Source organism: Neisseria sp. P0014.S002, from assembly GCF_051958295.1.
Classification (GTDB): Bacteria; Pseudomonadota; Gammaproteobacteria; order Burkholderiales; family Neisseriaceae; genus Neisseria; species Neisseria flavescens_B.
This window is the reverse complement of the sequence record NZ_JBQCVO010000002.1, coordinates 320,815-346,035: the sequence shown is the minus strand read 5'-3', so window position 1 is coordinate 346,035 and position 25,221 is coordinate 320,815. Positions and strand designations below refer to the sequence as shown.

The following is a 25,221-nucleotide window of genomic DNA, read 5'->3' as shown; positions in this document are numbered from 1 at the left end:
TTATTCAGACGACCTATCTGTCCTCAAAGGCCAATATGCCTGTTTATTATGATTGTTTCGACAATTCCACCAATGCAGACGGAACGCGGTTGATACTGCCGGCACCCATATTCAGAACAACATCACCGTCTTGCAAAACATTCAGCAGCATTTGCGGCAGGTCGGCAACGTTTTCGCAGTAAATAGGCTCAAGTTTGCCCAATACGCGGATGGCGCGCGCCAGCGCGCGGGAATCGGCTGCAGCAATCGGCTCTTCGCCTGCTGCATAAACTTCGGTCAACACCAGCGCATCAACGGTATTGAGGACTTTGGTGAAGTCTTCAAACAAATCGCGTGTACGGGTATAGCGGTGCGGTTGAAAAGCCAAGACCAAACGTTTTTCAGGGTATGCACCGCGCGCAGCGGAAAGGGTTGCCGCCATTTCGACAGGATGGTGGCCATAATCGTCCACCAGCAAAGCGGTTCCGCCGTTTGGTAATTTAATATCGCCATATTTTTGGAAGCGGCGGCCGACGCCTTCAAAGCCGAGCAAGCCTTTTTGAATGGCTTCAACCGATGCACCAACTTCCAGCGCAACGCCGATAGCCGCCAACGCATTGAGGACGTTGTGGCGGCCGGGCATATTTAAAACAACTTCAAACGGCTCTTGCTCATGTCCTTTCATTTGAACATGAACGGTAAATTTCATTTGCGCGCCGATATTTTCGATGTCGGTTGCGTAGATATCGGCAGTATCGTCCAAGCCGTAAGTCGCGTAAGGCTTGCTCACTTTGGGCAAAATCGCGCGGACGTGTTCGCTGTCGATACACAAAAACGCTTTGCCGTAAAACGGCATACGGTGGATGAAATCGACAAACGCCTGATGCAGCTTCTCAACGCTGTGGCCGTAAGTGTCCATGTGGTCTTCGTCGATATTGGTCACAACGGACATAATCGGGGTCAGGTACAGGAAAGAGGCATCGGATTCGTCGGCTTCGGCGACGATATATTCGCCTTTGCCCAAGCGGGCGTTGGTACCTGCGGCATTGAGTTTGCCGCCGATAACGAAAGTGGGGTCTAGACCTGCCGCGCCGAGGATAGAGGCGGTCAGACTGGTGGTCGTGGTTTTGCCGTGCGTACCGGCAATGGCGATGCCGTCGCGGAAGCGCATCAGTTCCGCCAGCATCAGGGCGCGCGGAATGACGGGAATTTGCTGCTCCAGAGCAGCGACGACTTCGGGATTGTCTTTTTTGACGGCGGTAGAAGTTACGACAACATCCGCGCCGTTGACATGTTCGGCAGTATGACCGGGATAAACTTGAATACCCAAGCTGCTCAAATGCTCAGTAACGGCATTACGCGCCTGATCCGAACCGGAAACTTTAAAGCCCAAATTGTGTAAAACTTCGGCAATACCGCTCATGCCGACGCCGCCGATTCCGACAAAATGGATGTTGGTTACTCGATTTTTCATCATAACGTTGCGTTCCGGTTGGTTTTTAGTGCATAAAGGCGTTATTTTAAAGGGCTATCCGCTTCTGCGCTATGCTTTTATTGTAAAGGAATTTTAACAAAAGCAATAAAGGCCGTCTGAAACACCGTTAATCAACTTTTCAGACGGCCTTCTCATCTATAGTGCCTATAAAATTTACTCTCTACATTTCATACGCTCTTTTTGCAAAGGTTTTTGCAAATCTGAAATCTGCCTTTCTATCTCCCCCGGTACTGGAATCTCATGACGTTTCATCCATATGTTGATATGCTGAGATCGGTTTTGTATTTCTAATAAATCCTTGCCTTTAACGTTAATAACTATATTGATTCCATCTATCGTGTCACCAACTTTAAGATTTTTTCTCCAATCTCTTATAATAGAATCTCTAATTAACTGTTCTTTTTTTATAACTTTGTTTTCACAAACTTCCTGTCTTTTTTTTATTTCGTCTCTTTGTGTTTCTTTCTCTAAAATTCTAGCCCTCAATAAATCAGGGGTATCTGTTACAAAAATAATCTGGGTATCAAATGTTGCAGCAAAATGACTATTCTCTTGTTTACAAGAAACATTCACAAATCTATTTTTATCATGACCAAAATCATTATCTATTTCATAATTATCCAATTCTTTTGAGGAAGCTGTTTGATAATAGATATTTGGCTCTTTTGTAATAACTGCATCTCCATAGTAATATCTATTTGGATCCTTCTCGAAATCTGAACTCCAAATACCATTATTACTTTGACACCAATTTCTTAAATGCCAATGCAATAAACTATACCTAGTATTTGGCATGTTTTTCTCAAAAAATACTCCTTTGATAGAATATGTATATCTACGAATCAGAGTATCTTCAGAAACTAAATTCTCATCCAAATACTTCATATCCAACTTTTCAAACAACTGTTTATACGTGAGATTATTATAATTTATATCTTTTCTACCTGGCAAAGATGCATGTGTCAAAGTGGTAAATACAGTAAATAAAATAAAAATTTTCCATACCATTTATATTAACCTCCCTATATCTCTATGTCGTACAAGCGATTGCAGCTTCCGCCACATCGTCCGCACTGTGCGGCAACGCCAGCGTACGGGCATTCTTCGCCCATTTCAGGCATTTTTCACGGTTCAAGCCGCCAAGGATTTCGGCCAGTTTTTCTGCCGTCAGTTGAGTTTGCGGCAACAGCAAACCAGCTTCGGCCTGCACCATAAAGCGCGCATTAGCTGTTTGATGGTCGTCCACTGCGTGCGGATACGGCACCAGCAATGCACCCAAACCGGCAGCCGTTAACTCGGCAATCGTCAGCGCGCCGGCACGGCAAATCACCAAATCGGCATCGCGGTAGGCGGATACCATGTCGGTAATAAATTCGACGCACTCGGCCTGTACACCCAACGCATCGTAATCCGCCTGCAGGTTGCCCAATTTATTGCGGCCGGACTGATGATACATTTGCGGACGGGCAGACTCAGGCAATAATGCCAAAGCTTGCGGAACGGTTTTGTTCAACACATCCGCACCCAAACTACCGCCCACCACCAAAACTTTCAGACGGCCCTGGCGGTTTTCAAAGCGTTCTTCAGGAACAGGCAATGCCGCAATATCGGCACGGACAGGGTTACCCACCAATCCGCCTTCATGTTGAAAGGCTTTCGGGAAAGCATACAGGACACGTTTTGCCCAACGCGACAGTTGGCGGTTGGACAAACCGGCTACGGCGTTTTGCTCGTGAATCACAATCGGCACACCGGAAATTTTTGCCGCCAAGCCACCGGGGAAAGTAACAAAACCGCCAAAACCGATCACACACTCGACACGGTGTTTCTTAATAATCTGCTGCGCCGCGCGGACGGTTTTATACAGCGTAAACGGCAACATCAGCTTACGCTTGATGCCGTTGCCGCGTATGCCTTTAATCGCCAGCGTTTCCAAGCGTATGCCGTATTGCGGCACGATACGCTCTTCCATCGAATCCTGACTACCCAGCCAAATCACATGATGGCCACGCTTTTGCAGCGACTCGGCAACCGCCAATGCAGGGAAAATATGACCGCCCGTACCACCGGCCATCAGCATAAAAGTTTTACCGCTCATGGTTTTACTCCACCGAATAACCGCGCATTTTTTGGCGGTTTTCATAATCAATGCGCAATAACAAAGTAACGCACACCAGCATGATAAAGACAGCCGAACCGCCGTAAGACATAAACGGCAAAGTCAGGCCTTTAGTGGGCAGGATACCGATGTTTACACCGATATTGAAGAAACTTTGAATACCAATCCAAATACCGATACCGTTGGCAATGTACGCGCTGAACATCAAGCCCGAATCACGCGCCTGCTTGCCGATGGAAAACGCACGCCACACCAGCCAGCCGTAGCAGAACACCAAAACCAGCATCCCGAAAAAGCCGAATTCTTCACCGATGACGGCAAAAATAAAGTCCGTATGCGCTTCAGGCAGATAGAAACGTTTTTCCAAACTTGCACCCAAGCCCTCGCCAAACCAGCCGCCGCGCGCAATCGCCATCAAGGAATGCGTCAGCTGATAGCCTTTGCCCAAAGGATCGCTCCAAGGGTCCAAAAACGCCGCCACACGCGCCATACGGTAAGGTGCGGCCAAAATCAGCAAGCCCATTCCGCTCACAACGGTCGCCACCAATACGGCAAAATACTTCCACGGGAAGCCTGCCAAAAACAGCATGCCCATAGTAATCACGACAATCACGACAAACGAGCCAAAGTCCGGCTGCCACATAATCAAAAGCAAGCCAGCGGCAACCAACACAATCGGCAGAATCAGGGTCTTAAACTTACGCAAGCGCTCTTTAACCCTTACCCTAGCTTCACTTTTAAAAGGGCTGCACACCAAATCGCCAATACCGGTAAACAAAGACGACCAACCCAAAGAATCCAAATCGCGCAACATTTCTTCACGGCGCGTAAACAGGCTGGACAAATACAAGACCGTCGCCAATTTGAAAAATTCAGTCGGTTGCAAGTTGAGCGGTCCGATATGAATCCAGCGCGTCGCACCGTTAATCTCGCGGCCGACAAACAATACCAGCAACAACAGCAAACCCGAAACAGCAAAATAAAACGGAATAATCCGCCGCCAGAAGCTCATCTTCAGCAGGAAAAGCGGCAAGCATATGGCCACCGTAAACAGGATAAACATTGCCTGCTTAGACACAAAAGAAAACTGGCTGCCCCCTTCCGATGCCGCATACGCAATAGAAGCCGAATAAATCATAATCAGGCTGAAGACCGTCATTAAGACGACCATCCACAAGAGAGAAACATCAAACTTCCGACCATCGCGCGCAATCGGCCGGTCAAGCATTTTGGAAAGACTAATCATGAAAACATCCGTAACGGCTTGAATAAAATATTCAGACGGCCTGAAAATGGGCAAGAGGCCGTCTGAAAAAATGAATTAACGTTATTTTAAAGGTTTATTTCCAAACCAACAATTCAGAATCTTTAAAGATGCCGGATTCCGACGTTCTTTGCGCCCTCCCCTACCCTTTGATACCGGCAAAAGGCCGTCTGAAAACACTTTTATATTTTCAGACGGCCTTGTATAAATCTTTTCTTCAGGGAAATAGGCTACTTTTTATCTAATGCAAACCCTAAGCCAACTGCTGTATTTCCGCCCATGGCTGTATCTGTTCCAACTGCGCGGCGAGGCTAAGCAGCGTGTCTTCGCGCCCGTGTGCGGCGGCGAACTGGGTACCGACGGGCAGCCCGTTATGCCGGTAAAGCGGCACACTCATGGCGGGGTTGCCGCTCATGTTCAGCGGCGACGTATAACCGACGTATTGCAGCGCGGCGGTGGCTTCTTTTTCTAAAAACGGGTTGTTTTTCAACAGAAAACCCAAACGCAGCGTGCCGAACAGCAGGCGCATGGCTTTTTGCGCGGCGGGTGGCGGCATCATCTCGCCGATTTTCGGCGTGGTGCGCGGGCAGACGGGCGTCATCAACACGTCGTAGCGCGTAAAAAATGCTTTGGCGGCACGTTCCTGCGCCAACATCACGTCGCGCGCCCAAGCCATTTCGCCCGCGCTGATTTGCCGCCCCTGCACAATCATTGCCCACGTTGTCGGCTCAAGCAGGCGGTGCGGCAGTTTTTGTCCGGTTTCGTATTGATATTGGTAAAACAGTTTTGCCGTTTCACCCATGACGATGATGCGGGCAGCTCGGTTTAATTGTTCGGGCGGCACAAAATCGGGCGTGGCTTCTTCCAATTCGTGTCCCGTGTCTTGCATCAGTTTCAAACTATGGGCGAACGCGGCTTCCGTGCCTTCGTCGTTACCGCCGCCAAACCATGTCTGTTTCCAAAAAGCGATTTTCAGACGACCTGTTTCTAGTTTCAGGCTGTCTGCAAAACCGTTTTCGGGCGGCGGCGGGCAGGCATACAGGGCGCGGGCTTGGGTTTGGGCGGCGATGTCCAGCAAAACCGCGCTGTCGCGCACGCTGCGGGTCAACACATGGTCGCATACCAAACCTTGCCATGCCTCCGATGCGTTCGGCGCGTAACTGCTGCGGCCGCGCGTGGGTTTCAGCCCGAACACGCCGCAGTTGTGCGCGGGTAAGCGAATGGAGCCGCCACCGTCGCTGCCGTGCGCTGCGGGTACGACGCCCGAAGCCACTGCCGCCGCCGCGCCTCCGCTGCTGCCGCCCGCGGTGTAATCCAAATGCCACGGATTGCGCGTGATGCCGTAAATTTCGGTTTCGGTAACGGGATACGCGCCCCATTCGGGCGTGGTGGTTTTGCCGAACACGCGCAGCCCCGCATCGAGATAGGCTTGGGTCAAATCGCTGTTTTGTTTGGCAATGTAATGCTGCATCATGCGCGAACCCGACCATGTCGGCGCGCCTTCCCAATCCGCCAGCAAGTCTTTGAGCAAAAACGGCACGCCCGCCAGCGGCGTATCGGCATTTTCAGACGACCCCTGCCACGCTGCCGCGCGTTCGCGCAAATCGTGCGCCAACAGATTGAGCTTGGGATTGACTTCGTCCAAGCGGTTTAAAGCAGCCTGCAACACTTCATCGGCGGACACTTCTTTTTTGCGGATCAGCTCTGCCAAACCGACGGCATCGTAACGGATGTAGTCTTGAAAATTCATGGGTTTTCCTTTCGGATTGATGAACACACGTTTTTTCGGTCAGGCATGGCTGCCCGCCTTTTCGCCGTTTGCCCGCATAGGCAATTTTTAAGAAACAGTAACACCGGATAAAGGCAAAGAACAAGTTTGCCGCTGCTGCAAAAAGGTCGTCTGAAACCGCCTTAACGTTTTCAGACGACCTTTGAAGCAATGTCGCACATGGTTTACGGCAGAATCTCAATTTCCGCATTGTGTTTTACGCTGCGGTAGAGTTCGTCGATTTCCTCGTCCGTTACCGCGATGCAGCCGTTGGTCCAGTCTTTTTGCAGGTGTTTTTTGCCGATAAAACCCCAACCGTTTTTCATGCCGTGGATTTTAATCAGCCCGCCCGGACTTTTGCCTTGTGCCGCCGCGTAGGCTTTGTCGGCTTCGTTGGGGTAGGAAACGCCGAGGTTTTTGTGGTAGCCGCTGTTGGGATTACGTTCATTGATGCGGTATTTTCCTTCGGGCGTTTTGCCGTCGCCTTCAAACTGTTTATGCCCGACCGGTTGTTTGCCCAGCGAAATAGGATAGGTTTTTAGCAACCTGCCTTGCGAGTACACCGACATGGTGCGCTTACTTTTATGCACGACCAATCTGTCGATAACTGCATCTTCAGGCAACGGCGTTTCGCTTGGCGTAGTAACGGTTGTCGTGGAACGAATCGGCGCGACAAACCAAAACATCGAAGCGGCGACAGCCAAAAGTACGACTGTCGCCAAGCCGATTTTCAACCCGACTTTCATCTTTCAGACGGCCTTACAAAGCTTTGAACGCTTCGATAAACACTTCCGAACGGTGCGCATAGCCTTTAAACATATCAAAGCTCGCACAAGCAGGGCTGAGCAACACGATATCACCCGCTTCGGCTTGGGCGTATGCCGTCTGAACCGCTTCTTCCAAAGTGGCGCAGTCGGTCATATTCAGACCGCAACCGTCCAAATCGCGGCGGATTTGCGGCGCATCGACGCCGATCAGGAACACGCCTTTGGCCTTACCGGCAAGCGCGTCGCGCAGGGGCGTAAAGTCCTGCCCTTTGCCCATGCCGCCCAAAATCACGAATAGCGGATTTTGCAAACCGGCAATCGCGGCGGCTGTCGCGCCGACGTTCGTGCCTTTACTGTCGTCGATGAACACCACACCGTTTTTCTCGCCGATTTTTTCCACACGGTGCGGCAGGCCTTGGAAGGTTTTGACGTGTTCGAGCAATTCGTTTCGTGGCAAGCCAATGGCCTCACACAAAGCCACGGCAGCCATGACGTTGGCGGCGTTGTGTAAGCCTTGCAACGGGATGTCTTGCGTGGCAATTAAATCTTCATCGCCTTGTTTCAGGCGGCCTATCTCACGTTCCAACCAAAAATCGGCTTTATGTTCCAACGAAAACCATTTCACCTCACGCCCGGCACGCTTCATCGCACGGCAGAATGCATCGTCCGCATTCAAAACCTGCACGCCATCGCCACGGAAAATCTTATCCTTGGTATGCGCATAATCAAGCAGATCATCGTAGCGGTCGAGATGGTCTTCGGAAATGTTCAATACCGTCGCCGCAGTCGGGCGCAGGCTTTCGGTGTTTTCCAGTTGGAAGCTGGAAAGCTCCAACACCCACACGTCCGCCTTTTTGCCTTCGCGCTGCAATTCCGCCTCCAAAACCGGCGTACCGATATTGCCCGCGATAACGGTATCCAGCCCGCACTTGATGCAGAGATAGCCGACCAAGCTCGTTACCGTCGTTTTGCCGTTGCTGCCGGTAATCGCAATCACCTTGTCACCGCGACGGTTCACAATGTCCGCCAGCAATTCGATGTCGCCCAGCACACGCCCGCCGTTTTGCTTGAACGCCTCAATATCCGGCTGCCGCTCGCTGATGCCGGGACTGAGCGCCAGAATATCGAAACCATTGTCCAACGCATCTTTCAGACGACCCGTGTAAAACACCAGCCCGTCAAACATCTTACCGATTTGCGCCACGCGCTCCGGTTTCAACTCCGCATCATAAGCGGCAACCTCCGCGCCGTTTTTACGCAGGTAGGCAATCATGGAAATACCCGTGCCGCCGAGTCCGGCGACGAGGATTTTTTTATTTTGAAAAGTCATTTTGGTTTTATCCTAAGTTTTTTCAGACGGCCTTTAGAAAAATTCAATATCCTGCCTGATTCAATTTTCTATAAGCATCACAACCTGTTTGGAATCCATTATCACAAGCCTTACCAAACCACTCTTTGGCAATCTTATAGTTCTGACGAACTCCTTGCCCATTGGCATACTTCACACCCAAATTAAATTGGGCTTCTGCAATCCCTTGTTCTGCCGCCTTGCGATACCACTGCACTGCCTGTATATAGTCCTGACGAACTCCTTGCCCATTGTTGTATATCAAACCCAAATTATATTGGGCTTGTGCGATCCCTTGTTCTGCCGCCTTGCGATACCACTGCACTGCCTGTATATAGTCCTGACGAACTCCTCGCCCATTCTCGTACATCACACCCAAATTAAATTGGGCTTGTGCAAACCCTTGTTCTGCAGCCTTGCGATACCACTGCACTGCCTGTGTATAGTCCTTACGAACTCCTTGCCCATTGTCGTATATCACACCTAAATTAAATTGGGCTTGTGCGATCCCTTGTTCTGCAGCCTTGCGAAACCACTTCACTATCTGTACATAGTCTTGACGGACTCCCTGTCCGTTGTAATACATCAAACCTAAATTAAATTGGGCTTCTGCAATCCCTTGTTCTGCCGCCTTGCGATACCATCTGACCGCTTCAACATAGTCTTTGCGGACACCTTGTCCTTTTTCATACATCACACCCAAATTATATTGGGCTTTAGCATTCCCTTGTTCTGCCGCCTTGCGATACCACTGCACTGCCTGTGCATAATCCTTACGAACTCCTTGCCCATTGTAGTACATCCCACCCAAATTATATTGGGCTTTAGCATTTCCTTGCTTCGCAACTTGAAACGTTTCCTTAAAATCCGGCACATTATCAGCCCAAGCTGCTTGCACCAAGCCCAAAGATAACAGGGCTACCATCATTTTTTTTAATAATTTATTCATTTTTAAATCCATTACATTCAGATTATTGTTTCTGTTTGATCCTAGTTTTCAGACGGCCTTTAGAAAAATTCAATATCCTTCCTGATTCAACTTTCGATAAGCATCACAACCTTGTTGCGATCCATTATGGCATGCCTTGCCAAACCACTCTTTGGCAACAGATTGATTTTGAGGAACACCTTGTCCGTAATGATACATAACACCTAAATTATATTGGGCCTCAGAACTTCCTTGCTCGGCTGCTTTACGATACCAATATAAGGCCTGCTTTTCATCTTGACGAACACCAAATCCATTATGATAAGCCACACCAAGATCAAGTTGAGCTTTGATATTTTCTTGATCTGCTGCACGACGTAACCATTGTACTGCCTGTTTAAAATCTTTTTGTATGCCTACGCCATGCATATACCTTGTAGCCAAAGTATATTGTGCTTGATTATCTCCTTGCTCTGCAGCCTTTCGATACCATTCAACCGCCTTACTGCGGTCTTTACTAACACCGAATCCGTTATCATACATAATGGCTAAATTGTATTGGGCATCAAGATACCCTTGTTCTGCTGCCTTTTCATACCATCGAGCTGCTTGATCATAATCTTGTTCAATGCCTTTACCAAAAAAATAGATTATTCCTAAATCATACTGAGCTTTAGCAAAGCCTTGTGCAGCAGCTTTTTGAAACCAATATTTGGCTTGCTCATAATCTTGGGCAACACCTTGTCCCTTATAATACAATCCCCCTAGATTGCTCTGCGCATCCACGTCCCCTTGCTCTGCTGCTCTACGGAACCAATGTTCTGCCTGTTTATAATCTTTGGGCGCCCCTTTCCCCAAGTAATACATCAAACCCAAATTAAATTGGGATGCTGCATTTCCTTGTTTTGCATCCTGCTCTGTTTCTGCGAAATTTGGGATATCACTTGCATTAGCCATCTGTCCAAATCCAAACAAAACAACTGCTATCTTTCTCAACCAATTCTTCATATTACATTCTCTCTTATATTCTTTAATGTCATAGCAGCATTTTCAAACAAACTTAATCTGCAAATCCCTCAAAAAATCCGTTTACACCATAGCTACTCAAAATCTGCTGCAATTCCGGTGCGCGTACCCATGGATCAACCGCCATCGGCGGCATAGGCGGTTCGATACCGTCTTCGTTTTGGTTACGACACCAATCTGCCATCGCAAAAACTTGGATTAAAACTGGTTCGGCAAGTGTTTTGTCAATGTCCAGTTCGATCATGGCTTGGGCAAAACAGGCGATCCATTCGTTGCGGACTTGTACGTTGACGGCAAACGGCATATGGCGGGCGCGCAGTTGGGGATGGCCGTATTTTTCGACAAAGAGTTGCGGTCCGCCGAGCCAGCCGCTGAAAAATTCGTAGAGCTTTTCACGTATCAGGGTCATGTCTTCGCCGTGCATTTGGCGCAAGGCTTGGTATTTCGGCTCAAGTTCCATTAAGTCGTAGAAACGGTCGGTCAGGGTGCGGATGCCGGTTGCGCCGCCGAAAGATTGGTACATGTTTGGGGACTTTCTGTGTGGATTATTGCGGGATTTATTTTTGAAATAGAGGATTCAGACAAGCATGCTTATCCTACATAATGGCCGTCTGAAACTTTCAGACGGCCTTTGGAGATTTAGCGGATTTTGAGGGTACTCAAACCAATCAGCACCAAGACGATGGTGATAATCCAGAAACGGACGACGACTTGGGTTTCTTTCCAGCCTTTTTGTTCGTAATGGTGATGAATCGGTGCCATCAGGAAGATGCGTTTTTTGGTGCGTTTGTACCAACCGACTTGCAACATAACGGAAATGGCTTCGACAACAAACAGACCTCCCATGATGACGAGGACAAATTCTTGGCGGATGATGACGGCAACAGTGCCGAGCGCCGCACCAAGCGCGAGCGCGCCGACGTCGCCCATAAAGACTTGTGCCGGATAAGCGTTAAACCACAAAAAGCCGAGACATGCGCCACACATGGCAGTACAGAAAATTACCACTTCGTTTGCGCCGGCAACGTAAGGTAATTGCAGGTATTGGGCGAATTGGGAGTGGCCGCTGGCATAAGCAAAAATGGCAAGACCGGCGGCAACAAGTACAACGGGAAATGCGGCCAAGCCGTCCAAACCGTCGGTCAGGTTAACGGCATTGGATGTGCCGACGATGGTCAGGTAGGACAACACCAAGAAGCCGACCACGCCAAGCGGCAAGGCAACTTGTTTGAAGAAGGGAACAATCAGGATATTGTTGGCGGAATTTGTCGCAAGGTAGAACAACGCCAAACCGGCAATGATGGCGACGCTCGACTGCCACACCATTTTAAATTTGGCAGACACGCCGTTAGGGTCTTTATAAACCACTTTGCGCCAATCGTCGTAAAAACCGAGTGCGCCGGTAGCAAGCAAGACTCCTAAGAGAATCCAGATATAAGGATTTGCCCAGTTGCCCCACAAGATTGTGGACACGGTAATGGCGGTCAAAATCAGCGAGCCGCCCATGGTTGGCGTACCGTTTTTGATCAGGTGGGTTTGAGGTCCGTCGGTACGGACGGCTTGGCCTACTTTAAGCGCAGTCAGTTTGCGGATGGTCCACGGACCAAGCAATAGAGAAAACGCCAAAGCAGTCAGCGCAGCCATCACGGCACGGAATGTGGTGTATTGAAAAATATTCAGACCGGTTAACCAGTTGCTGAAATGTGCGAGCCATAAAAACATGGGGCTTCCTTTTTTGTTTTTGTTGTTACAGCGGGCTTATTGCCCAATTAAAAATAAATCGGTATGCCGTCTGAAATTACAGACGGCCTTGTTGAGTAAGATTATTTCTCTACCACGCAAATCGGATAGTTTCCAGGATTCTTTCCGCCGCCCAAATCCAAGCAGGTATCTTCATAAATAAATGCCTGTACTTTCATTCCAGCATAAAACGCAGCAATCAGCAAACCAGCCAATAGTAAAATCTTTTTCATATTTCAGACGGCCTTCTTAAGTTTTATTTTCTTGAGTCTGAAAATAATCCTTGGGATGTAAGCAAAACAAGCTGTAACAAATTGCAGCGCGAATAATGACATCCAACAATGGAAACCCGATTCTAGGGGAAACCAAATAACCGACCATATTGTAGACGATATACAGTATACAGCCATACAGCCATAACCTACGCGCCCAATCCTTACCTCTCCATAATCCAACAGCACTAACCAGCATCAATATCACTTGCACAAGCAAATGAAAATTTCCTAACCAAAATTCAAACCAACCCCAACGTCCTCTTGTGCTTTCGTATGCTTCGCTTATTGTCTCAAATCCTACATCTTTGATGTACTGCCACACTACAACCGGCCATAACACTGCTGCCACTACCATCATCCCAACGATAACCTGCAACAGTATAGGCCGTTTCCTTTTCTGTTCCATTTTCAGACAACCTCTTTATCCGTCAGTGCCTCGACCACTTCTTCCATCTTCATAAAGCGCGAGCCTTTGACCAATACAGTAGCGCGTTCAGGCAAGTCGTGGCTCAACACTTGAATCAGCGGATCTTTATCTGCAAACCACAAACCTTCCGCACCAAACGTCTCTGCCGCTTCAACGCTGTTGTCACCGACAAAATATGCGGCCTCGATGCCTTTATCCCGTGCATACGCGCCAACTTCGGCGTGCATGGCTGCGGCTTCGTCCTCGCCCAATTCGCCCATGTCGCCCATTACAAAAATACGCGGCGCAGGCATAGCGGCGAGCACATCAATGGCGGCTTTCATGCTGTCAGGGTTGGCATTATAAGTATCGTCAATCAAAGTCGCGCCTTTAATGCCTTGCTTGATATTCAGACGGCCTTTGATATTACTGAAATTTTTCAGGCCGTCTGAAACTTCGGCAAGGCTCAAACCTGCCGCCAAAGCCATAGCCGCTGCCGCTACGGCATTATGCACATTGTGACGGCCGGGGACTGGCAACACCACGGCAACACGTTCATTGTCACGCACCAAATCAAACTCGCAGGACAACAGTTTCAACTCAATATTTTCTGCATGGACATCGCCACTGGCAATGCCGAAAGTCTGAGCATTCAGTTGTGCAGTAGCGGCTTCAAATGTAGCGATATTGGCATCTTCGCATGGAATCAGCGCAATACCGTCTGCAAACAAACCTTCGTAGATTTCACTTTTAGCTTTAGCAATATCGCCGACACCATCGAAACCGCAACCAACATGCGCGCGCAAAGCGTTATTGACCAGAGCGACATTCGGACCGGCGATTCGGGTCAGCAAAGACAACTCGCCAAAATGGTTCATACCCATTTCAATGACGGCATAGCGGTGTTTTTCGTTTAATTTCAACAAAGTCAACGGCAGTCCGATATGATTGTTGAAATTGCCGGCAGTCGCCAACACAGCTTCATCACCGAATCGATGACGCAATACGCCGGCCAACATCTCTTTAACTGTCGTTTTGCCTGAAGAGCCGGTAATGCCGAAGACAAACGGATTCACATTTTCACGCCACGCCTTCGCCAGTTTTTGCAAAGCCGCAAGCGTATCGTCAACCTTCAACGCGCCTTTCAAAGTCGCACAATCTTCACGCGAAACCACAACCGCCGTTGCCCCCGCTGCCAATACATCTTCAACAAAGTCATGCGCGTCAAAGCGTTCGCCGGCAAGCGCGAAAAATACATCGCCGTCCTGAATATCGCGGCTGTCGGTTACGATACGCGAAACGGGTTGATTTTCAGACGGCATCGGAAGTCCGAGAGTTTGGCAGATGAAATTTAGGTCTAGTAGTTTCATGGTTTCTTTCGTTTGTTTTTTCAAACAGGCATTTTATTGTAAAGGCATTTTACATTTTGGCAGAAGGCAGCAACTCTTCGACAAGCACCTTTAAAGCGTGCCTTCCTTCTCGATTTCTGGTACTGGGATGAGGTGCTCGGTAACATATTATTTCCTTATCACCTTCAAAAGAAAATTTTTCCAGTTTTCCCTTATTCAAGCCGTTTATGCCTTGACCCGAGCCGGACAAATCAGGAAAGCATTCCCTCCGCGCCGCTACGCCGCCATCTCCGCTTACGAAAAGAATAATCTGTGGCTTTAAAATTTCAATTTGGGCACGCAGTAATTTACAGGAAAGTGTTTTTATATCTTCGAACCAATCCGAATGCTTGGGATGTTTAGTTTTATAGTCCACCGCAAAAATATTAGCCCACAAGATGCCTTCGTTCCCACTTCGCTTGGCAACCCTGCGGACGAAATTGAAAAATGTAGCCCCTCTTGTGTTTCTTTTTAAATCTCCAGTCAAATTCCGCCAAATAAAATCTTTGCTTAACGACATCAGTTGCCTTACATTTTCGGCATGATATTCATCAAATTTCTTGCTATCGTACCAACTGCGTGTTTCTCTGCCGACAATCAAAATTTTGTGTTCTGCGCTTTCATAATGTTCAGGGACAAAGCCCAAATGGATATTGGACAATTTATTGTCCTTATTGTTAATTGCATGCAACAAATCCTGATACTCCGGCTTGTTTAAAACCTCCACATATTTCTTCAGCAAAGCTTCTTGTAAATCAATCATTTAATTTATTTCTGTAATATTAAAAAAGCCTTGTCATACCACAGTTTTACTCATGAGATACCGAGATTGAACCTGCGTATAACAGTCGGAGAACAGCATAACGAGCAAGAAGTCGTCTGAAAAAACACATCAACCTTTGAAAATACCCAAAAGCGCCTCCCTTATATTGCGCACCTTATTTATCAGACGGCCTATTTGTCCTGATTAATTAACGGATACGGATTCACCGCGCCGTTTGGCAGATACACGCCGTAATGCAGGTGTGCCGGTGTGGTTCTGGCATTGCCGGTTTTACCGACATAGCCGATGACCTGCCCTTCTTTTACTCGCTCATACAGGCGGATACGGGCAAATTTATTCAGGTGGGCATAGTAATGCCACGCACCCGGCCCTTGAATACCGATAACTTTACCGCCCAATCGGTTGCGCCCGATTTTGGTGACGATGCCGGGCGTGGTACTGCGTATCGGCGTATTTTTCTTAGCAAAAATATCCACACCTTCATGCCTGCGCCCCTGACTGCGCGCCGCGCCCCAAGTGTCGTCAAAACGCTTGCCTTTAACAGGATTCGGCAGGCTTTGCTCGACCGGAGGCTGTTGCGCCCTCAATTGTTCGATTTCGGCAGTAGGACGCGGAAGTTGTTTGGTTGTACAGCCTGCGAATAAAACCACGGCTGCACTGATTAATAAGGTTTTTGTCGGCATTTTCAGCATCAAATCGGTCTCCTTGTTGTTCAGACGGCCTTTCTAAAAAGCCTTCTGAAACAAACAACTGTGATGGGTTTAATGGCTGACGTGCCGTAATGCGTGTGTCGTATTGCTTTTGTTTTGTATGGTTAAATCTTTTTCAGACGGCCTTAAGGTTTCGGGCCGTCTGAACATTTGTGATATGGTCTATCCGCGCTCTGCCAATGCTTTTTCTGCGATTTCAAAATCGGAGAAATGGTGTTTCACGCCTTGTACATCCTGATAGTTTTCATGCCCTTTACCAGCAATCAGAATGATGTCGTTCGCGGCAGCCTGCTCAACCGCATAACGGATGGCAACGGCACGATCAACCTCAACGCGTTCAGGATTAGGTACGGCAGGCAAAATATCGTTGATGATGTCTTGTGGATTTTCCAAACGTGGGTTATCGCTGGTAACCACTACTTTATCGGCACCCTGAACTGCTGCCGCACCCATCAATGGGCGTTTGCCGCGGTCTCGGTTACCGCCGCAGCCGAATACGCACCACAAAGCCGCACCCTGAGGTTTGATTTCCTGCAAGGTGGAGAGTGCTTTTTCCAATGCGTCAGGTGTATGGGCGTAATCGACGACGACCAAGGGCTTGCCACTGTTCATGATACAATCCATGCGGCCTGAGGCGGGACGGATTTTTGCCAGCACATCCAATACTTTATCAAGCGGATAACCGTTGGCACAAAGCAAGGCGATGCAGGCGGCGAGGTTTTGCGCGTTGAAGCATCCGAGCAGGCGCGTGCGGCATTTTCCTTCACCCCATGGTGTTTGGAATACGGCTTCCATGCCGTCTGAAGAAGCGGTGAAATCGGTAATGCGGATATCGGCGTGTTCGCTAAAACCATAGCCGTAAACGACTAAATCGGGACAGTCTTTTTTCAGACGGCCTACCAGTTCTGCGCCGTATTCATCATCGACATTGATGATGGCGTGTTGCAGACCATACCAGTAGAACAGGCGCGATTTGATGGCACCATAGGCTTCCATGGTGCCGTGGTAATCGAGGTGGTCGCGGGTGAGATTGGTGAAGATTGCACTGCAAAACGGCACGCCGTTGACGCGCGATTGGTCAAGGCCGTGGCTGGAAACTTCCATCGCGGCGGCTGTTGCGCCTTGCTGGCGGAAGCGGTAGAGCAGGGTTTGAACATCGACAGGGGCAGGCGTGGTATGCGTGGTCTCTTCCAATGCACCCCAAAAGCCATTGCCAACTGTACCGATAATGGTGGTTTTTTCGCCCAACAAATCGGCGACTTGCGCCAGCCATTGTGTGATGGAGGTTTTGCCGTTGGTGCCGGTTACGCCCCAAACTTTAAGGCCGTCTGAAACATTGCCGTAAACCTGTGCCGCCAACATACCGGCACGATGTTTCAGATCTTTAATGCCTTGATTGGGAACGTTCCATTCGGGATTCCATGTGAATTTGCCGTCATCATCCCAAAAAACAAAGGTGGCACCGTTGGCGATGGCGGCAGGAATATAGCTGCGGCCATCTGTATATTCGCCCTGACAGGCAACGAAAATGTCACCCTGTTTAATTTGTCGGCTGTCTGAATGCAACAAACGCCCTGCTGCGTTTTCACACAGCAGAGGCGGAAAGTTGGTTTCAGCCAAGGGGGTTAACTTGCTGAACATAAACAATATCTCTTTGATTATTTGGATTATGACGGTACTTTGACAGTAGCGGTATTACTTAAAGGCTTGGTCGGGGAAACGCCTAAGATGTTCAAGCTTCCGCTCATGACTTCTTTGAATACGGGACCGGCAACCACGCCGCCGTAATAGCCGTTGGCAGTCGGTTCGTCGATGGTAACGGCCACGATCACGCGTGGATTTTTAGCCGGAGCAAAGCCGATAAACGTACCGACGTGTTTGTTGTCCACATAACGGCCATTGACCAGTTTACGCGCCGTACCGGTTTTCGCACCTACGTCGAAACCATCCACAGCACCGGCAGTACCGGTACCGCCGGCTTCAGTAACGGAAACCATCAACTCGCGCACTGTTTTCGCAGTAGAGGCTTTGATGACGCGCTTGCCTTTAGGGGCAACCGCTTGTTTTTCAAAGCTGACCGGCAACAATTCGCCGTCATGGGTCAAGACAGTATAGGCACGCGCCAATTGCAATAAGCTTAATTGCAGGCCATAACCGAAAGACATAGTTGCCTGTTCGATTTTTTGCCATCTGCGCCAGCTTCTCAACAAACCTGCAGTCTCACCCGGAAAGCCCGAATGCATACGCACACCCACACCTAAATCATGATAGAAATCGTACATTTCTTTAGGCGTAAACATGGCAGAAAGTTTACTGGTACCAACATTTGAAGATTTTTGCATAATGCCGCGCACATCCAAAGTAGGATAAACGTGGGTATCTTGTACGGTAGCCGGACCGATTTTGTAAGGCAAGGTGTTGAACGTATCGGTTGTATCCACTTTACCGGAATCCAATGCTTTGGCAATGGTAAACGGTTTCATGGCAGAACCAGGTTCAATCATGTCGGTTACGGCGCGGTTGCGACGCTGTTCGCTATTGGCTTGACCCGGTTGATTCGGATCGTAAGCCGGGCTGTTGACCAAAGCCAAAATTTCGCCGGTTTGCGCATCCAATACCACAACCGTACCCGCTTTGGCTTTGTGATAAGCCACAGCCTTGTTCAACTCGTCATAAGCCAACGTTTGAATACGCTGATCCAAAGACAAAATCATGTCTTGGCCGTTTTTAGGCACGCTGTTGCGTGGAGAATCGAGGCTGTCTACGATATTGCCTTTGTTGTCACGCAATACGACTTTCGCACCATCTTCACCGCGCAGGCTGTCTTCACGGGAAAGCTCCAAGCCTTCCTGACCTTTGCCGTCAATATTGGTAAAACCGATAACGTGTGCAAACAGATTGCCCATTGGGTAATGGCGTTTCAATTCTTTTTGGAATGCGATGCCTTTAATGCCCAATGCTTTGATTTCTTCTGCTTTCTCGTAGCTGAGTTGGCGTTTCAGATAGATAAAGCCTTTGTCTTTTTTAGATAATTTATTTTTCAAAACTTCAACGGGCACATCGGCAATGGCCGACAGTTTTTCTAATTGTTCTGCAGTCGGCATTTCCTCCATACCGGAAGGCATGGCATACAATGATTCGGTAGGCGCACTCAAAGCCAATGTGGCACCATTGCGGTCGGTAATCATACCGCGTGATGCCGGCAGCGGAAGCGTACGCACAAAACGTTGGTCGCCCTGATTCTTCAAAAATTCATGCTGACTGGTTTGCAGATAAACCCCGCGTACCAACAGACCGGTAAATGCCAGCGCAACAGCGCCCAGCACCAAACCAATTCGCCCGTTACTTGTCAGCGGCTTTTTCGTTTTTGTTGTTCCAGACAGCATTTGAGGTTTATATTCGTTCTTAATTAACATGTTGAACTTCTCATGACTTAGCTGCTCAGTGAGCCATCAAATCCCGTAAATCTTGCACCAATGCAAGGCTCTGTATTCTTATTTTTTGCGTTCCAGCATAGCCGTATTATGCGCACCCGGCGGAAGCAGATGTTGCTTTTCGGCCGCCACTTTAATCAGTTTGTGGTTTGCCAGCCTAGCCTGCTCCAATTTCAAGCGCGCGTAATCCTGTTCCAACTGAATTTCCCGTTTTTGCGCCTTATCCAACTCGATAAAATGCAAACGGGACTGGTTTTGCTTAAACACTACAGCAAAGGCTGAGACCGTCACCAAAACCAGCAATAAAATATTCAACTTACCCATCTCAAACTTTCAGACGGCCTGTCAACAGGACTATCTCTTACGACAGCGTTTAGACGCCATCCCCTACTCAATAACCGAAAATTCGCCACTGCTTCGCTCCGCCACACGCAAAACTGCACTGCGCGCACGCGGATTGGCTTCAGTCTCTGTCGAACCCGGTTTGATTGCTTTGCCCACAGCCTTCAAAGGCGGCTGAGGCAAATCCGCTTCCTTAACCACCGCCCAACGGGGCAATGGCGCATGTTGCGAATATTTTTTAATAAACTGCTTCACAATTCTGTCTTCCAGCGAATGGAACGCAATGACAGCCAAGCGTCCACCCTCTTTCAGACGGCCTGCAACTTGCGGCAAAACTGCCTCTACCTCTTCGAGCTCGCGGTTAATAAAGATGCGAACTGCTTGGAAGGTGCGTGTTGCAGGGTCTTGTCCGCGCTCACGAGTACGGACGTTTTGCGCCACAAGCTGCGCCAGCTTGCGGGTTGTATCGATGGGACTCTCCTCGCGTTGCGCAACAATGGCACGCGCAATCTGGCGACTAAACCGCTCTTCACCATAATTCTTAATTACCTCGTGTAAATTCTGTTCGGATGCGGTTGCAATCCATTCTGCCGCAGACATCCCGCGAGTCGGATCCATCCGCATATCCAGCGGCGCATCAAAGCGGAAACTGAATCCGCGGCTGCCATCGTCAATTTGCGGCGACGAAATCCCCAAATCAAAAAGCGCACCGTCAATCTTATCGATGCCTAATTCATCCAAGGCCGTCTGAAATGTTTCAAAACCATTGTGTACGACACTGACGCGCTTATCTTGCTTTGCCAATTCATTAGCTACCGCAATCGCCTCGGGGTCTTTATCAAAAACAACCAAACGACCCTGCTCACCCAAACGCGACAAAATCAGCCGGGAATGCCCTCCCCTACCGAACGTACCGTCCACATAAATCCCGTCTTCACGGATTGCCAACGCATCCACCGCCTCATGCAACAAGACAGTAACATGCTGATAATTTTCAACTTTACTCACAATTGCAAATCCGTTTGACTCAATTGGAAAGCCAACTCATCAGGATCAATATCCAAAGCCTGATTCATTTCCTCTTCCCAATGTTCGCGACCCCACAACTCCATACGGTTTGCACGGCCAACCAAAGTAACTTCTTTTTCAAAATCCACGCGTTTGCGCAGATTCGCCGGAATCAAAACGCGTCCGGCGCTGTCCCATTCCAAAATCTCCGCATTGTGCAGCAGTAAATTCTGATACCGTTGCAAAGCTTCATTGCCGGCTACTTTCAACTTCAAAATCTGCTCGGCTTTTTCTTCCCAAACGGGCTCGGGGTACATCAATAATTTTTTTCGAGAATCCAGAGTAACCACAATTGCAGGCGTATAACGGCGCAGCAAAATATCGCGGAATTTGGCAGGAATCGCCAACCGCCCTTTACTGTCCATACTCAATTCATGAGCACCGCCAAACACATCACACCCCAAATTCGATTAAAATAAAACTAGAGTGGGATTAAAAATCCCACCTTCCTAAAATATTTCGTTTTCACTCCTACGGAACACTTTTTAGGAAAAAGTAACCACTTTCACCCACTATGCCCCACTAACCGACACTATAAGAAATTTTGGCAATCAGGTCAAATCAACCCTTTATCTGAAATGAAACACTAAACACTTAAAATTCAATAGCTTATATATACAAAAATGCATGACAAATTAATATATCAGTCATCTCATATAGCATAAAACACTATATATAGTATTATTTGTGTTTTTAAAATACTATATATAGTATTTTTATACCCGATTACCACCCCTGTCACAAGGGGCTATAATATACAAACAAATTCAAATTTTTTACATTATCTAACAGTCATGAAGCCACAACTCCCCCTCCCTTCCCCTGATGCACAAGCCTCTTCAGCACACCTGACCAAGCTCATAAAAAACGAAATTAAACAACATCAAAACTGGATACCCTTCTCCCGTTTTATGGAGCTTGCCCTTTACACACCTCAATACGGCTATTACAGCGGAGGCAGTCATAAAATCGGTACGGACGGCGACTTCATTACCGCCCCCACCCTTTCCCCCCTATTCGGACAAACCCTTGCCAAACAACTTACCGAATTACTGCCGCAAACAGCAGGTAATATCTACGAATTTGGTGCAGGCACAGGTCATCTCGCTGCCACACTCTTGCAAGACCTTTCAGACGGCCTGAATCATTACTATATTATTGAGTTATCCGCAGAACTTGCAGAGAGACAACGCCAACATATTATTGAGCACACATCTCCCGAAGCAGCAGCAAAAGTCATCCACCTTACCGCATTACCAGAACACTTTGACGGCATCATCATCGGCAACGAAGTATTGGATGCCATGCCGGTGGAACGCTTGATTTATCAAGAGGAAAGGTTTCAACAAATCGGCGTCAGTTTAGAGAATGACGGGCTAATCGAAGCCATCAGACCATTGGCACAAGCCGAACTTACGCAAACAGCCGCCTTATACTTCCCTCCCCTTCCCTCATACACAAGCGAGCTGCATCCTGCACAATATGCCTTTATCCAAACCCTGGCCGCCAAATTGCAGCGCGGCGGCATGATATTTATCGATTACGGCTTCGATGCCGCTCAGTATTACCACCCGCAACGTAAGGAAGGCACATTTATCGGCCACTATCGCCATCACACTATCCATAATCCATTTTTCAATATCGGCCTGACCGATTTGACTGCACACGTCAATTTCACCGATATCGCACGAGCCGGCACGGAATCAGGTTTAGACTTAATCGGCTACCTGCCCCAATCTTATTTCCTACTCAATCTCGGCATCACCGATCTGCTGGCACAAATCGGCAGCCCGGATTCGGTTGAATATATCCAAGCCGCAGCAGCAGTACAGAAACTGATACATCAGCACGAAATGGGAGAACTTTTTAAAGTGATCGCTTTTGGCAAAGACATCGATATCGATTGGACAGGCTTCAGCCACGGCGATATTTGCCACAAGCTATAACCTGATAACCTACTTTTTATTTTTTAAAAACAACAAGAAATAAAAAAAAGCAAAATTAGCGCTTGCCAAATATTCAAAAAAAACTATAATAGCGACTTCACGAAACGGCGAATTAGCTCAGTCGGTTAGAGCAGAGGAATCATAATCCTTGTGTCCGGGGTTCGAATCCCTGATTCGCCACCAAATTTCGGGGGTATAGCTCAGTTGGTAGAGCGCTTGCATGGCATGCAAGAGGTCAGCGGTTCGATCCCGCTTACCTCCACCACTAAACAAAAAAGCTCTTGTTAAACACAAGAGCTTTTTTGTTTGGCTTAATTAATAACTGATTGCCCATTAATTTTGCCACTTCAATACCCCCAATCAATAAAGGCCGTCTGAAACATTTCAGACGGCCTTTTGTCTTTAATTACTTCACAAGCTTCAATACTTTCTTCGGTTTATCTTCCGCAGATTCAGCTTTTTTATCTTCGGCCTCCGCAGCTTCAACAGAAGCAGGCTGATATGGTTCTATCTCAAACCCCATACCCTCTCCACTTTCGCGGCCAAATATACTGACAATATGACCGACTGGAATCCAAATCTCGTGCGCCACGCCGGAAAAGCGTGCAGAGAAATTAACCCATTCGTTGTCGATATTCAAGTTATGGCTGGCGGTAGGACCAATATTTAAAACAATTTCATTATCACGCACATACTGCATCGGCACACGGGTATGTTCATTTACCCAAGCCACGATGTGCGGTGTTTGGTTATTATCCAAACACCATTCATACAAAGCACGCAACAAATACGGTTTGGTTGAAGTTGCCATAGATCCGTCCCTTAGCGGCGCATGGCTTTTTCAGCCGGAGTCAATGCTTCAATAAAGGCTTCGCGTTGGAAAATACGCTCGGCGTATTTCAGCAAAGGCGCAGCAGATTTACCCAGTTTGATGTCGTAATAATCCAAACGCCACAACAGCGGAGACAAAGCAACATCAATCATGGAGAAGTCATCGCCCAAGATATATTTGTTTTTAGCAAAAGATGGTGCCAACAGTGTCAAACCGTTGCCAATGGCTTCACGCGCTTTAGCTTGTTCTTTATTGGTAGATTCAGGGTTTTCCAACACTTGCACCAAGCTGAACAATTCTTTTTCCATACGGTACAGTACCAAACGGCCGCGACCGCGCATAACAGGATCACCCGGCATCAACTGAGGATGAGGGAAACGCTCGTCAATGTATTCGTTGATGATGTTTGATTCGTGCAAAATCAGATCACGCTCAACCAGAACCGGTACTTGGTTATACGGATTCATCAAAGCCAAGTCTTCAGGTTTATTGAACACGTCCACATCTTTGATTTCAAAATCCATGCCTTTTTCGTACAGCACAAAACGGCAGCGTTGGCTGAATGGACAAGTAATACCTGAATACAATGTCATCATAATCTTTTACTCCTGATAAATCTTTTCAGACGGCCTTAAGCCTTATAAGAATTCAGACAGAATTATACATAATTTCAAATACTTAATCCAGAAATTTCACATATCACTTTGTTTATATTAAGTAATTTTAAAATTTACATTATTTCCGCATAAACCAATTTCACAAACAAAAAGGCAAACCTGAAACAGGTTTGCCTTTTTGATTCAAAAGAATTAGTGAACGTCTTTCCAGAATTCTTTTTTCAGGAAGTAAGCCAATGGCAGCATTACCGCAAACAGGAATGCCAGAACCATGTAGCCGATGCGGTGGCGTTGCAACTGAGCAGGCTCACCCATGTACACCAAGTAGTTCACCAAGTCGCGTACATAAGTATCGTACTCTTTTTGGATCACTTTCCCATTAGGCAGGCGACGGCTTTGCAGACCAGTAGATTCCCAATACAGCTTAGGAGTCAGGTTGCCATGCTCGTCTTTAATCATAACGGGCTGACCTTTGGCATCCAACTCAACGGCTTGAACACCTTGTTGCTCCCACAATGGGTGAGGCATACTCGCACCGGCCAAAACAGTATTGTTCCAACCGTTCGGACGAGTTGGGTCTTTATAGAAGCCGCGCATATAGGCGTACAGGTAGTCTGCACCCTTAGAACGGGCAATCAGGGTCAAATCCGGCGGAGGCGCACCCAACCATTTGGAGGCATCTTTCGGATCCATTGCCGCTACCATGACATCACCAACGTTATCTGTTGTGAACATCAGGTTTTTCTTGATTTCATCTTCAGTCAAACCGATGTCTTTCAGACGGTTGAAGCGCATACCGCTTGCAGAGTGGCAAGACAAACAGTAGTTTGTAAAGATTTGCGCACCGTGCTGCAGGCTGACTTGGTCACGCAGGTCGATATCGACTTTTTCGTAGTGTCCGCCGCCGCTGGCGACGGCTGCACTCATAGGTACTGCCAGCAATAAGGCAGCAAACCAGTTTTTCAGAGTTTGTTTCATTTTCGCT

Annotated in this window: 25 protein-coding genes and 2 tRNA genes; 3 read left to right on the top strand and 24 right to left on the bottom strand. The window is 48.0% G+C overall.

Annotation, left to right across the window (positions count from 1 at the left end; genetic code table 11):
* Positions 1-46: 46 nt before the first annotated feature.
* The 21 genes from murC to mraZ form a co-directional block, all read right to left on the bottom strand.
* Positions 47-1,456, bottom strand: coding sequence for a UDP-N-acetylmuramate--L-alanine ligase (gene murC, locus ACTHSX_RS03920; RefSeq protein ID WP_049351714.1), 1,410 nt, complete (start codon positions 1,454-1,456; stop codon positions 47-49).
* Positions 1,457-1,627: 171 nt separating this feature from the next.
* Positions 1,628-2,482: a hypothetical protein gene (locus tag ACTHSX_RS03915; protein WP_440376868.1), complete on the bottom strand. Its 855-nt coding sequence runs from the start codon at positions 2,480-2,482 to the stop codon at positions 1,628-1,630.
* 22 nt (positions 2,483-2,504) lie between these two features.
* Positions 2,505-3,572, bottom strand: coding sequence for an undecaprenyldiphospho-muramoylpentapeptide beta-N-acetylglucosaminyltransferase (gene murG / locus ACTHSX_RS03910; protein WP_440376867.1), 1,068 nt, complete (start codon positions 3,570-3,572; stop codon positions 2,505-2,507).
* A 4-nt stretch (positions 3,573-3,576) separates the two neighbouring features.
* On the bottom strand, positions 3,577-4,839 hold the full coding sequence (locus ACTHSX_RS03905) for an FtsW/RodA/SpoVE family cell cycle protein (RefSeq protein ID WP_440376866.1): 1,263 nt from the start codon (positions 4,837-4,839) through the stop codon (positions 3,577-3,579).
* A 271-nt stretch (positions 4,840-5,110) separates the two neighbouring features.
* The gene (locus ACTHSX_RS03900) at positions 5,111-6,607 is read right to left on the bottom strand and encodes an amidase (RefSeq protein WP_440376865.1); all 1,497 of its coding nucleotides are present in this window, start codon (positions 6,605-6,607) and stop codon (positions 5,111-5,113) included.
* A gap of 203 nt (positions 6,608-6,810) precedes the next feature.
* Positions 6,811-7,371 (bottom strand): L,D-transpeptidase family protein, encoded by a 561-nt coding sequence (locus ACTHSX_RS03895; RefSeq protein ID WP_440376864.1) that lies wholly within the window; start codon positions 7,369-7,371, stop codon positions 6,811-6,813.
* A gap of 13 nt (positions 7,372-7,384) precedes the next feature.
* Positions 7,385-8,722: a UDP-N-acetylmuramoyl-L-alanine--D-glutamate ligase gene (gene murD, locus ACTHSX_RS03890; protein WP_440376863.1), complete on the bottom strand. Its 1,338-nt coding sequence runs from the start codon at positions 8,720-8,722 to the stop codon at positions 7,385-7,387.
* 43 nt (positions 8,723-8,765) lie between these two features.
* Positions 8,766-9,689: an SEL1-like repeat protein gene (locus ACTHSX_RS03885; protein WP_440376862.1), complete on the bottom strand. Its 924-nt coding sequence runs from the start codon at positions 9,687-9,689 to the stop codon at positions 8,766-8,768.
* 69 nt (positions 9,690-9,758) lie between these two features.
* Positions 9,759-10,676, bottom strand: coding sequence for an SEL1-like repeat protein (locus tag ACTHSX_RS03880; protein ID WP_440376861.1), 918 nt, complete (start codon positions 10,674-10,676; stop codon positions 9,759-9,761).
* A 52-nt stretch (positions 10,677-10,728) separates the two neighbouring features.
* The gene (locus ACTHSX_RS03875; protein ID WP_440376860.1) at positions 10,729-11,217 is read right to left on the bottom strand and encodes a group II truncated hemoglobin; all 489 of its coding nucleotides are present in this window, start codon (positions 11,215-11,217) and stop codon (positions 10,729-10,731) included.
* A gap of 116 nt (positions 11,218-11,333) precedes the next feature.
* Positions 11,334-12,416 carry a phospho-N-acetylmuramoyl-pentapeptide-transferase gene (mraY, locus tag ACTHSX_RS03870; protein WP_004518887.1) on the bottom strand — a complete coding sequence of 361 codons (1,083 nt, stop codon included), beginning with the start codon at positions 12,414-12,416 and terminating at the stop codon, positions 11,334-11,336.
* Between the two features lie 101 nt (positions 12,417-12,517).
* The gene (locus tag ACTHSX_RS03865) at positions 12,518-12,667 is read right to left on the bottom strand and encodes a hypothetical protein (protein WP_003748282.1); all 150 of its coding nucleotides are present in this window, start codon (positions 12,665-12,667) and stop codon (positions 12,518-12,520) included.
* A gap of 16 nt (positions 12,668-12,683) precedes the next feature.
* Positions 12,684-13,115: a hypothetical protein gene (locus ACTHSX_RS03860; RefSeq protein WP_049331932.1), complete on the bottom strand. Its 432-nt coding sequence runs from the start codon at positions 13,113-13,115 to the stop codon at positions 12,684-12,686.
* Between the two features lie 2 nt (positions 13,116-13,117).
* On the bottom strand, positions 13,118-14,485 hold the full coding sequence (locus ACTHSX_RS03855) for a UDP-N-acetylmuramoyl-tripeptide--D-alanyl-D-alanine ligase (RefSeq protein ID WP_440376859.1): 1,368 nt from the start codon (positions 14,483-14,485) through the stop codon (positions 13,118-13,120).
* A 49-nt stretch (positions 14,486-14,534) separates the two neighbouring features.
* Entirely contained in the window at positions 14,535-15,266 is a 732-nt protein-coding gene (locus ACTHSX_RS03850; protein WP_263340355.1) for a hypothetical protein, read from the bottom strand.
* A gap of 191 nt (positions 15,267-15,457) precedes the next feature.
* Positions 15,458-15,979: a M23 family metallopeptidase gene (locus ACTHSX_RS03845; protein ID WP_440376924.1), complete on the bottom strand. Its 522-nt coding sequence runs from the start codon at positions 15,977-15,979 to the stop codon at positions 15,458-15,460.
* Between the two features lie 180 nt (positions 15,980-16,159).
* Positions 16,160-17,638: a UDP-N-acetylmuramoyl-L-alanyl-D-glutamate--2,6-diaminopimelate ligase gene (locus ACTHSX_RS03840; RefSeq protein WP_440376858.1), complete on the bottom strand. Its 1,479-nt coding sequence runs from the start codon at positions 17,636-17,638 to the stop codon at positions 16,160-16,162.
* 26 nt (positions 17,639-17,664) lie between these two features.
* Positions 17,665-19,413 (bottom strand): peptidoglycan D,D-transpeptidase FtsI family protein, encoded by a 1,749-nt coding sequence (locus tag ACTHSX_RS03835; protein ID WP_440376857.1) that lies wholly within the window; start codon positions 19,411-19,413, stop codon positions 17,665-17,667.
* Positions 19,414-19,491: 78 nt separating this feature from the next.
* The gene (gene ftsL, locus ACTHSX_RS03830) at positions 19,492-19,755 is read right to left on the bottom strand and encodes a cell division protein FtsL (RefSeq protein WP_003681879.1); all 264 of its coding nucleotides are present in this window, start codon (positions 19,753-19,755) and stop codon (positions 19,492-19,494) included.
* Positions 19,756-19,818: 63 nt separating this feature from the next.
* The gene (rsmH, locus tag ACTHSX_RS03825; RefSeq protein WP_314053292.1) at positions 19,819-20,781 is read right to left on the bottom strand and encodes a 16S rRNA (cytosine(1402)-N(4))-methyltransferase RsmH; all 963 of its coding nucleotides are present in this window, start codon (positions 20,779-20,781) and stop codon (positions 19,819-19,821) included.
* On the bottom strand, positions 20,778-21,233 hold the full coding sequence (gene mraZ / locus ACTHSX_RS03820; RefSeq protein ID WP_039861849.1) for a division/cell wall cluster transcriptional repressor MraZ: 456 nt from the start codon (positions 21,231-21,233) through the stop codon (positions 20,778-20,780). Before mraZ ends, rsmH begins: the two co-directional genes overlap by 4 nt.
* A 402-nt stretch (positions 21,234-21,635) precedes the next feature.
* Here mraZ and ACTHSX_RS03815 point away from each other — a divergent pair, with 402 nt between their 5' ends.
* The 3 genes from ACTHSX_RS03815 (at position 21,636) to ACTHSX_RS03805 (ending at position 23,052) form a co-directional block, all read left to right on the top strand.
* A complete protein-coding gene (locus ACTHSX_RS03815) occupies positions 21,636-22,787 on the top strand; it encodes a class I SAM-dependent methyltransferase (protein ID WP_440376856.1) in 1,152 nt (383 codons plus the stop codon).
* A gap of 106 nt (positions 22,788-22,893) precedes the next feature.
* Positions 22,894-22,970 (top strand) — tRNA-Met (locus tag ACTHSX_RS03810).
* A 6-nt stretch (positions 22,971-22,976) separates the two neighbouring features.
* Positions 22,977-23,052 (top strand) — tRNA-Ala (locus ACTHSX_RS03805).
* A gap of 141 nt (positions 23,053-23,193) precedes the next feature.
* Here the strand turns inward: ACTHSX_RS03805 and ACTHSX_RS03800 are convergent.
* The 3 genes from ACTHSX_RS03800 to ACTHSX_RS03790 form a co-directional block, all read right to left on the bottom strand.
* Entirely contained in the window at positions 23,194-23,598 is a 405-nt protein-coding gene (locus ACTHSX_RS03800) for a ClpXP protease specificity-enhancing factor (protein WP_440376855.1), read from the bottom strand.
* A gap of 11 nt (positions 23,599-23,609) precedes the next feature.
* Complete coding sequence (locus ACTHSX_RS03795) at positions 23,610-24,215, bottom strand: glutathione S-transferase N-terminal domain-containing protein (protein WP_003685910.1); 606 nt, start codon at positions 24,213-24,215, stop codon at positions 23,610-23,612.
* A 213-nt stretch (positions 24,216-24,428) separates the two neighbouring features.
* Positions 24,429-25,214: a cytochrome c1 gene (locus ACTHSX_RS03790; protein ID WP_254322270.1), complete on the bottom strand. Its 786-nt coding sequence runs from the start codon at positions 25,212-25,214 to the stop codon at positions 24,429-24,431.
* Positions 25,215-25,221: the final 7 nt, after the last annotated feature.

What these genes read in the sequence shown, in the direction of transcription:
- murC (WP_049351714.1), bottom strand. Translation starts at nt 1,456, where the DNA reads ATGATGAAAAATCGAGTAACCAACATCCATTTTGTCGGAATCGGCGGC.
- ACTHSX_RS03915 (WP_440376868.1), bottom strand. Translation starts at nt 2,482, where the DNA reads ATGGTATGGAAAATTTTTATTTTATTTACTGTATTTACCACTTTGACA.
- murG (WP_440376867.1), bottom strand. Translation starts at nt 3,572, where the DNA reads ATGAGCGGTAAAACTTTTATGCTGATGGCCGGTGGTACGGGCGGTCAT.
- ACTHSX_RS03905 (WP_440376866.1), bottom strand. Translation starts at nt 4,839, where the DNA reads ATGATTAGTCTTTCCAAAATGCTTGACCGGCCGATTGCGCGCGATGGT.
- ACTHSX_RS03900 (WP_440376865.1), bottom strand. Translation starts at nt 6,607, where the DNA reads ATGAATTTTCAAGACTACATCCGTTACGATGCCGTCGGTTTGGCAGAG.
- ACTHSX_RS03895 (WP_440376864.1), bottom strand. Translation starts at nt 7,371, where the DNA reads ATGAAAGTCGGGTTGAAAATCGGCTTGGCGACAGTCGTACTTTTGGCT.
- murD (WP_440376863.1), bottom strand. Translation starts at nt 8,722, where the DNA reads ATGACTTTTCAAAATAAAAAAATCCTCGTCGCCGGACTCGGCGGCACG.
- ACTHSX_RS03885 (WP_440376862.1), bottom strand. Translation starts at nt 9,689, where the DNA reads ATGAATAAATTATTAAAAAAAATGATGGTAGCCCTGTTATCTTTGGGC.
- ACTHSX_RS03880 (WP_440376861.1), bottom strand. Translation starts at nt 10,676, where the DNA reads ATGAAGAATTGGTTGAGAAAGATAGCAGTTGTTTTGTTTGGATTTGGA.
- ACTHSX_RS03875 (WP_440376860.1), bottom strand. Translation starts at nt 11,217, where the DNA reads ATGTACCAATCTTTCGGCGGCGCAACCGGCATCCGCACCCTGACCGAC.
- mraY (WP_004518887.1), bottom strand. Translation starts at nt 12,416, where the DNA reads ATGTTTTTATGGCTCGCACATTTCAGCAACTGGTTAACCGGTCTGAAT.
- ACTHSX_RS03865 (WP_003748282.1), bottom strand. Translation starts at nt 12,667, where the DNA reads ATGAAAAAGATTTTACTATTGGCTGGTTTGCTGATTGCTGCGTTTTAT.
- ACTHSX_RS03860 (WP_049331932.1), bottom strand. Translation starts at nt 13,115, where the DNA reads ATGGAACAGAAAAGGAAACGGCCTATACTGTTGCAGGTTATCGTTGGG.
- ACTHSX_RS03855 (WP_440376859.1), bottom strand. Translation starts at nt 14,485, where the DNA reads ATGAAACTACTAGACCTAAATTTCATCTGCCAAACTCTCGGACTTCCG.
- ACTHSX_RS03850 (WP_263340355.1), bottom strand. Translation starts at nt 15,266, where the DNA reads ATGATTGATTTACAAGAAGCTTTGCTGAAGAAATATGTGGAGGTTTTA.
- ACTHSX_RS03845 (WP_440376924.1), bottom strand. Translation starts at nt 15,979, where the DNA reads ATGCTGAAAATGCCGACAAAAACCTTATTAATCAGTGCAGCCGTGGTT.
- ACTHSX_RS03840 (WP_440376858.1), bottom strand. Translation starts at nt 17,638, where the DNA reads ATGTTCAGCAAGTTAACCCCCTTGGCTGAAACCAACTTTCCGCCTCTG.
- ACTHSX_RS03835 (WP_440376857.1), bottom strand. Translation starts at nt 19,413, where the DNA reads ATGTTAATTAAGAACGAATATAAACCTCAAATGCTGTCTGGAACAACA.
- ftsL (WP_003681879.1), bottom strand. Translation starts at nt 19,755, where the DNA reads ATGGGTAAGTTGAATATTTTATTGCTGGTTTTGGTGACGGTCTCAGCC.
- ACTHSX_RS03815 (WP_440376856.1), top strand. Translation starts at nt 21,636, where the DNA reads ATGAAGCCACAACTCCCCCTCCCTTCCCCTGATGCACAAGCCTCTTCA.
- ACTHSX_RS03800 (WP_440376855.1), bottom strand. Translation starts at nt 23,598, where the DNA reads ATGGCAACTTCAACCAAACCGTATTTGTTGCGTGCTTTGTATGAATGG.
- ACTHSX_RS03795 (WP_003685910.1), bottom strand. Translation starts at nt 24,215, where the DNA reads ATGATGACATTGTATTCAGGTATTACTTGTCCATTCAGCCAACGCTGC.
- ACTHSX_RS03790 (WP_254322270.1), bottom strand. Translation starts at nt 25,214, where the DNA reads ATGAAACAAACTCTGAAAAACTGGTTTGCTGCCTTATTGCTGGCAGTA.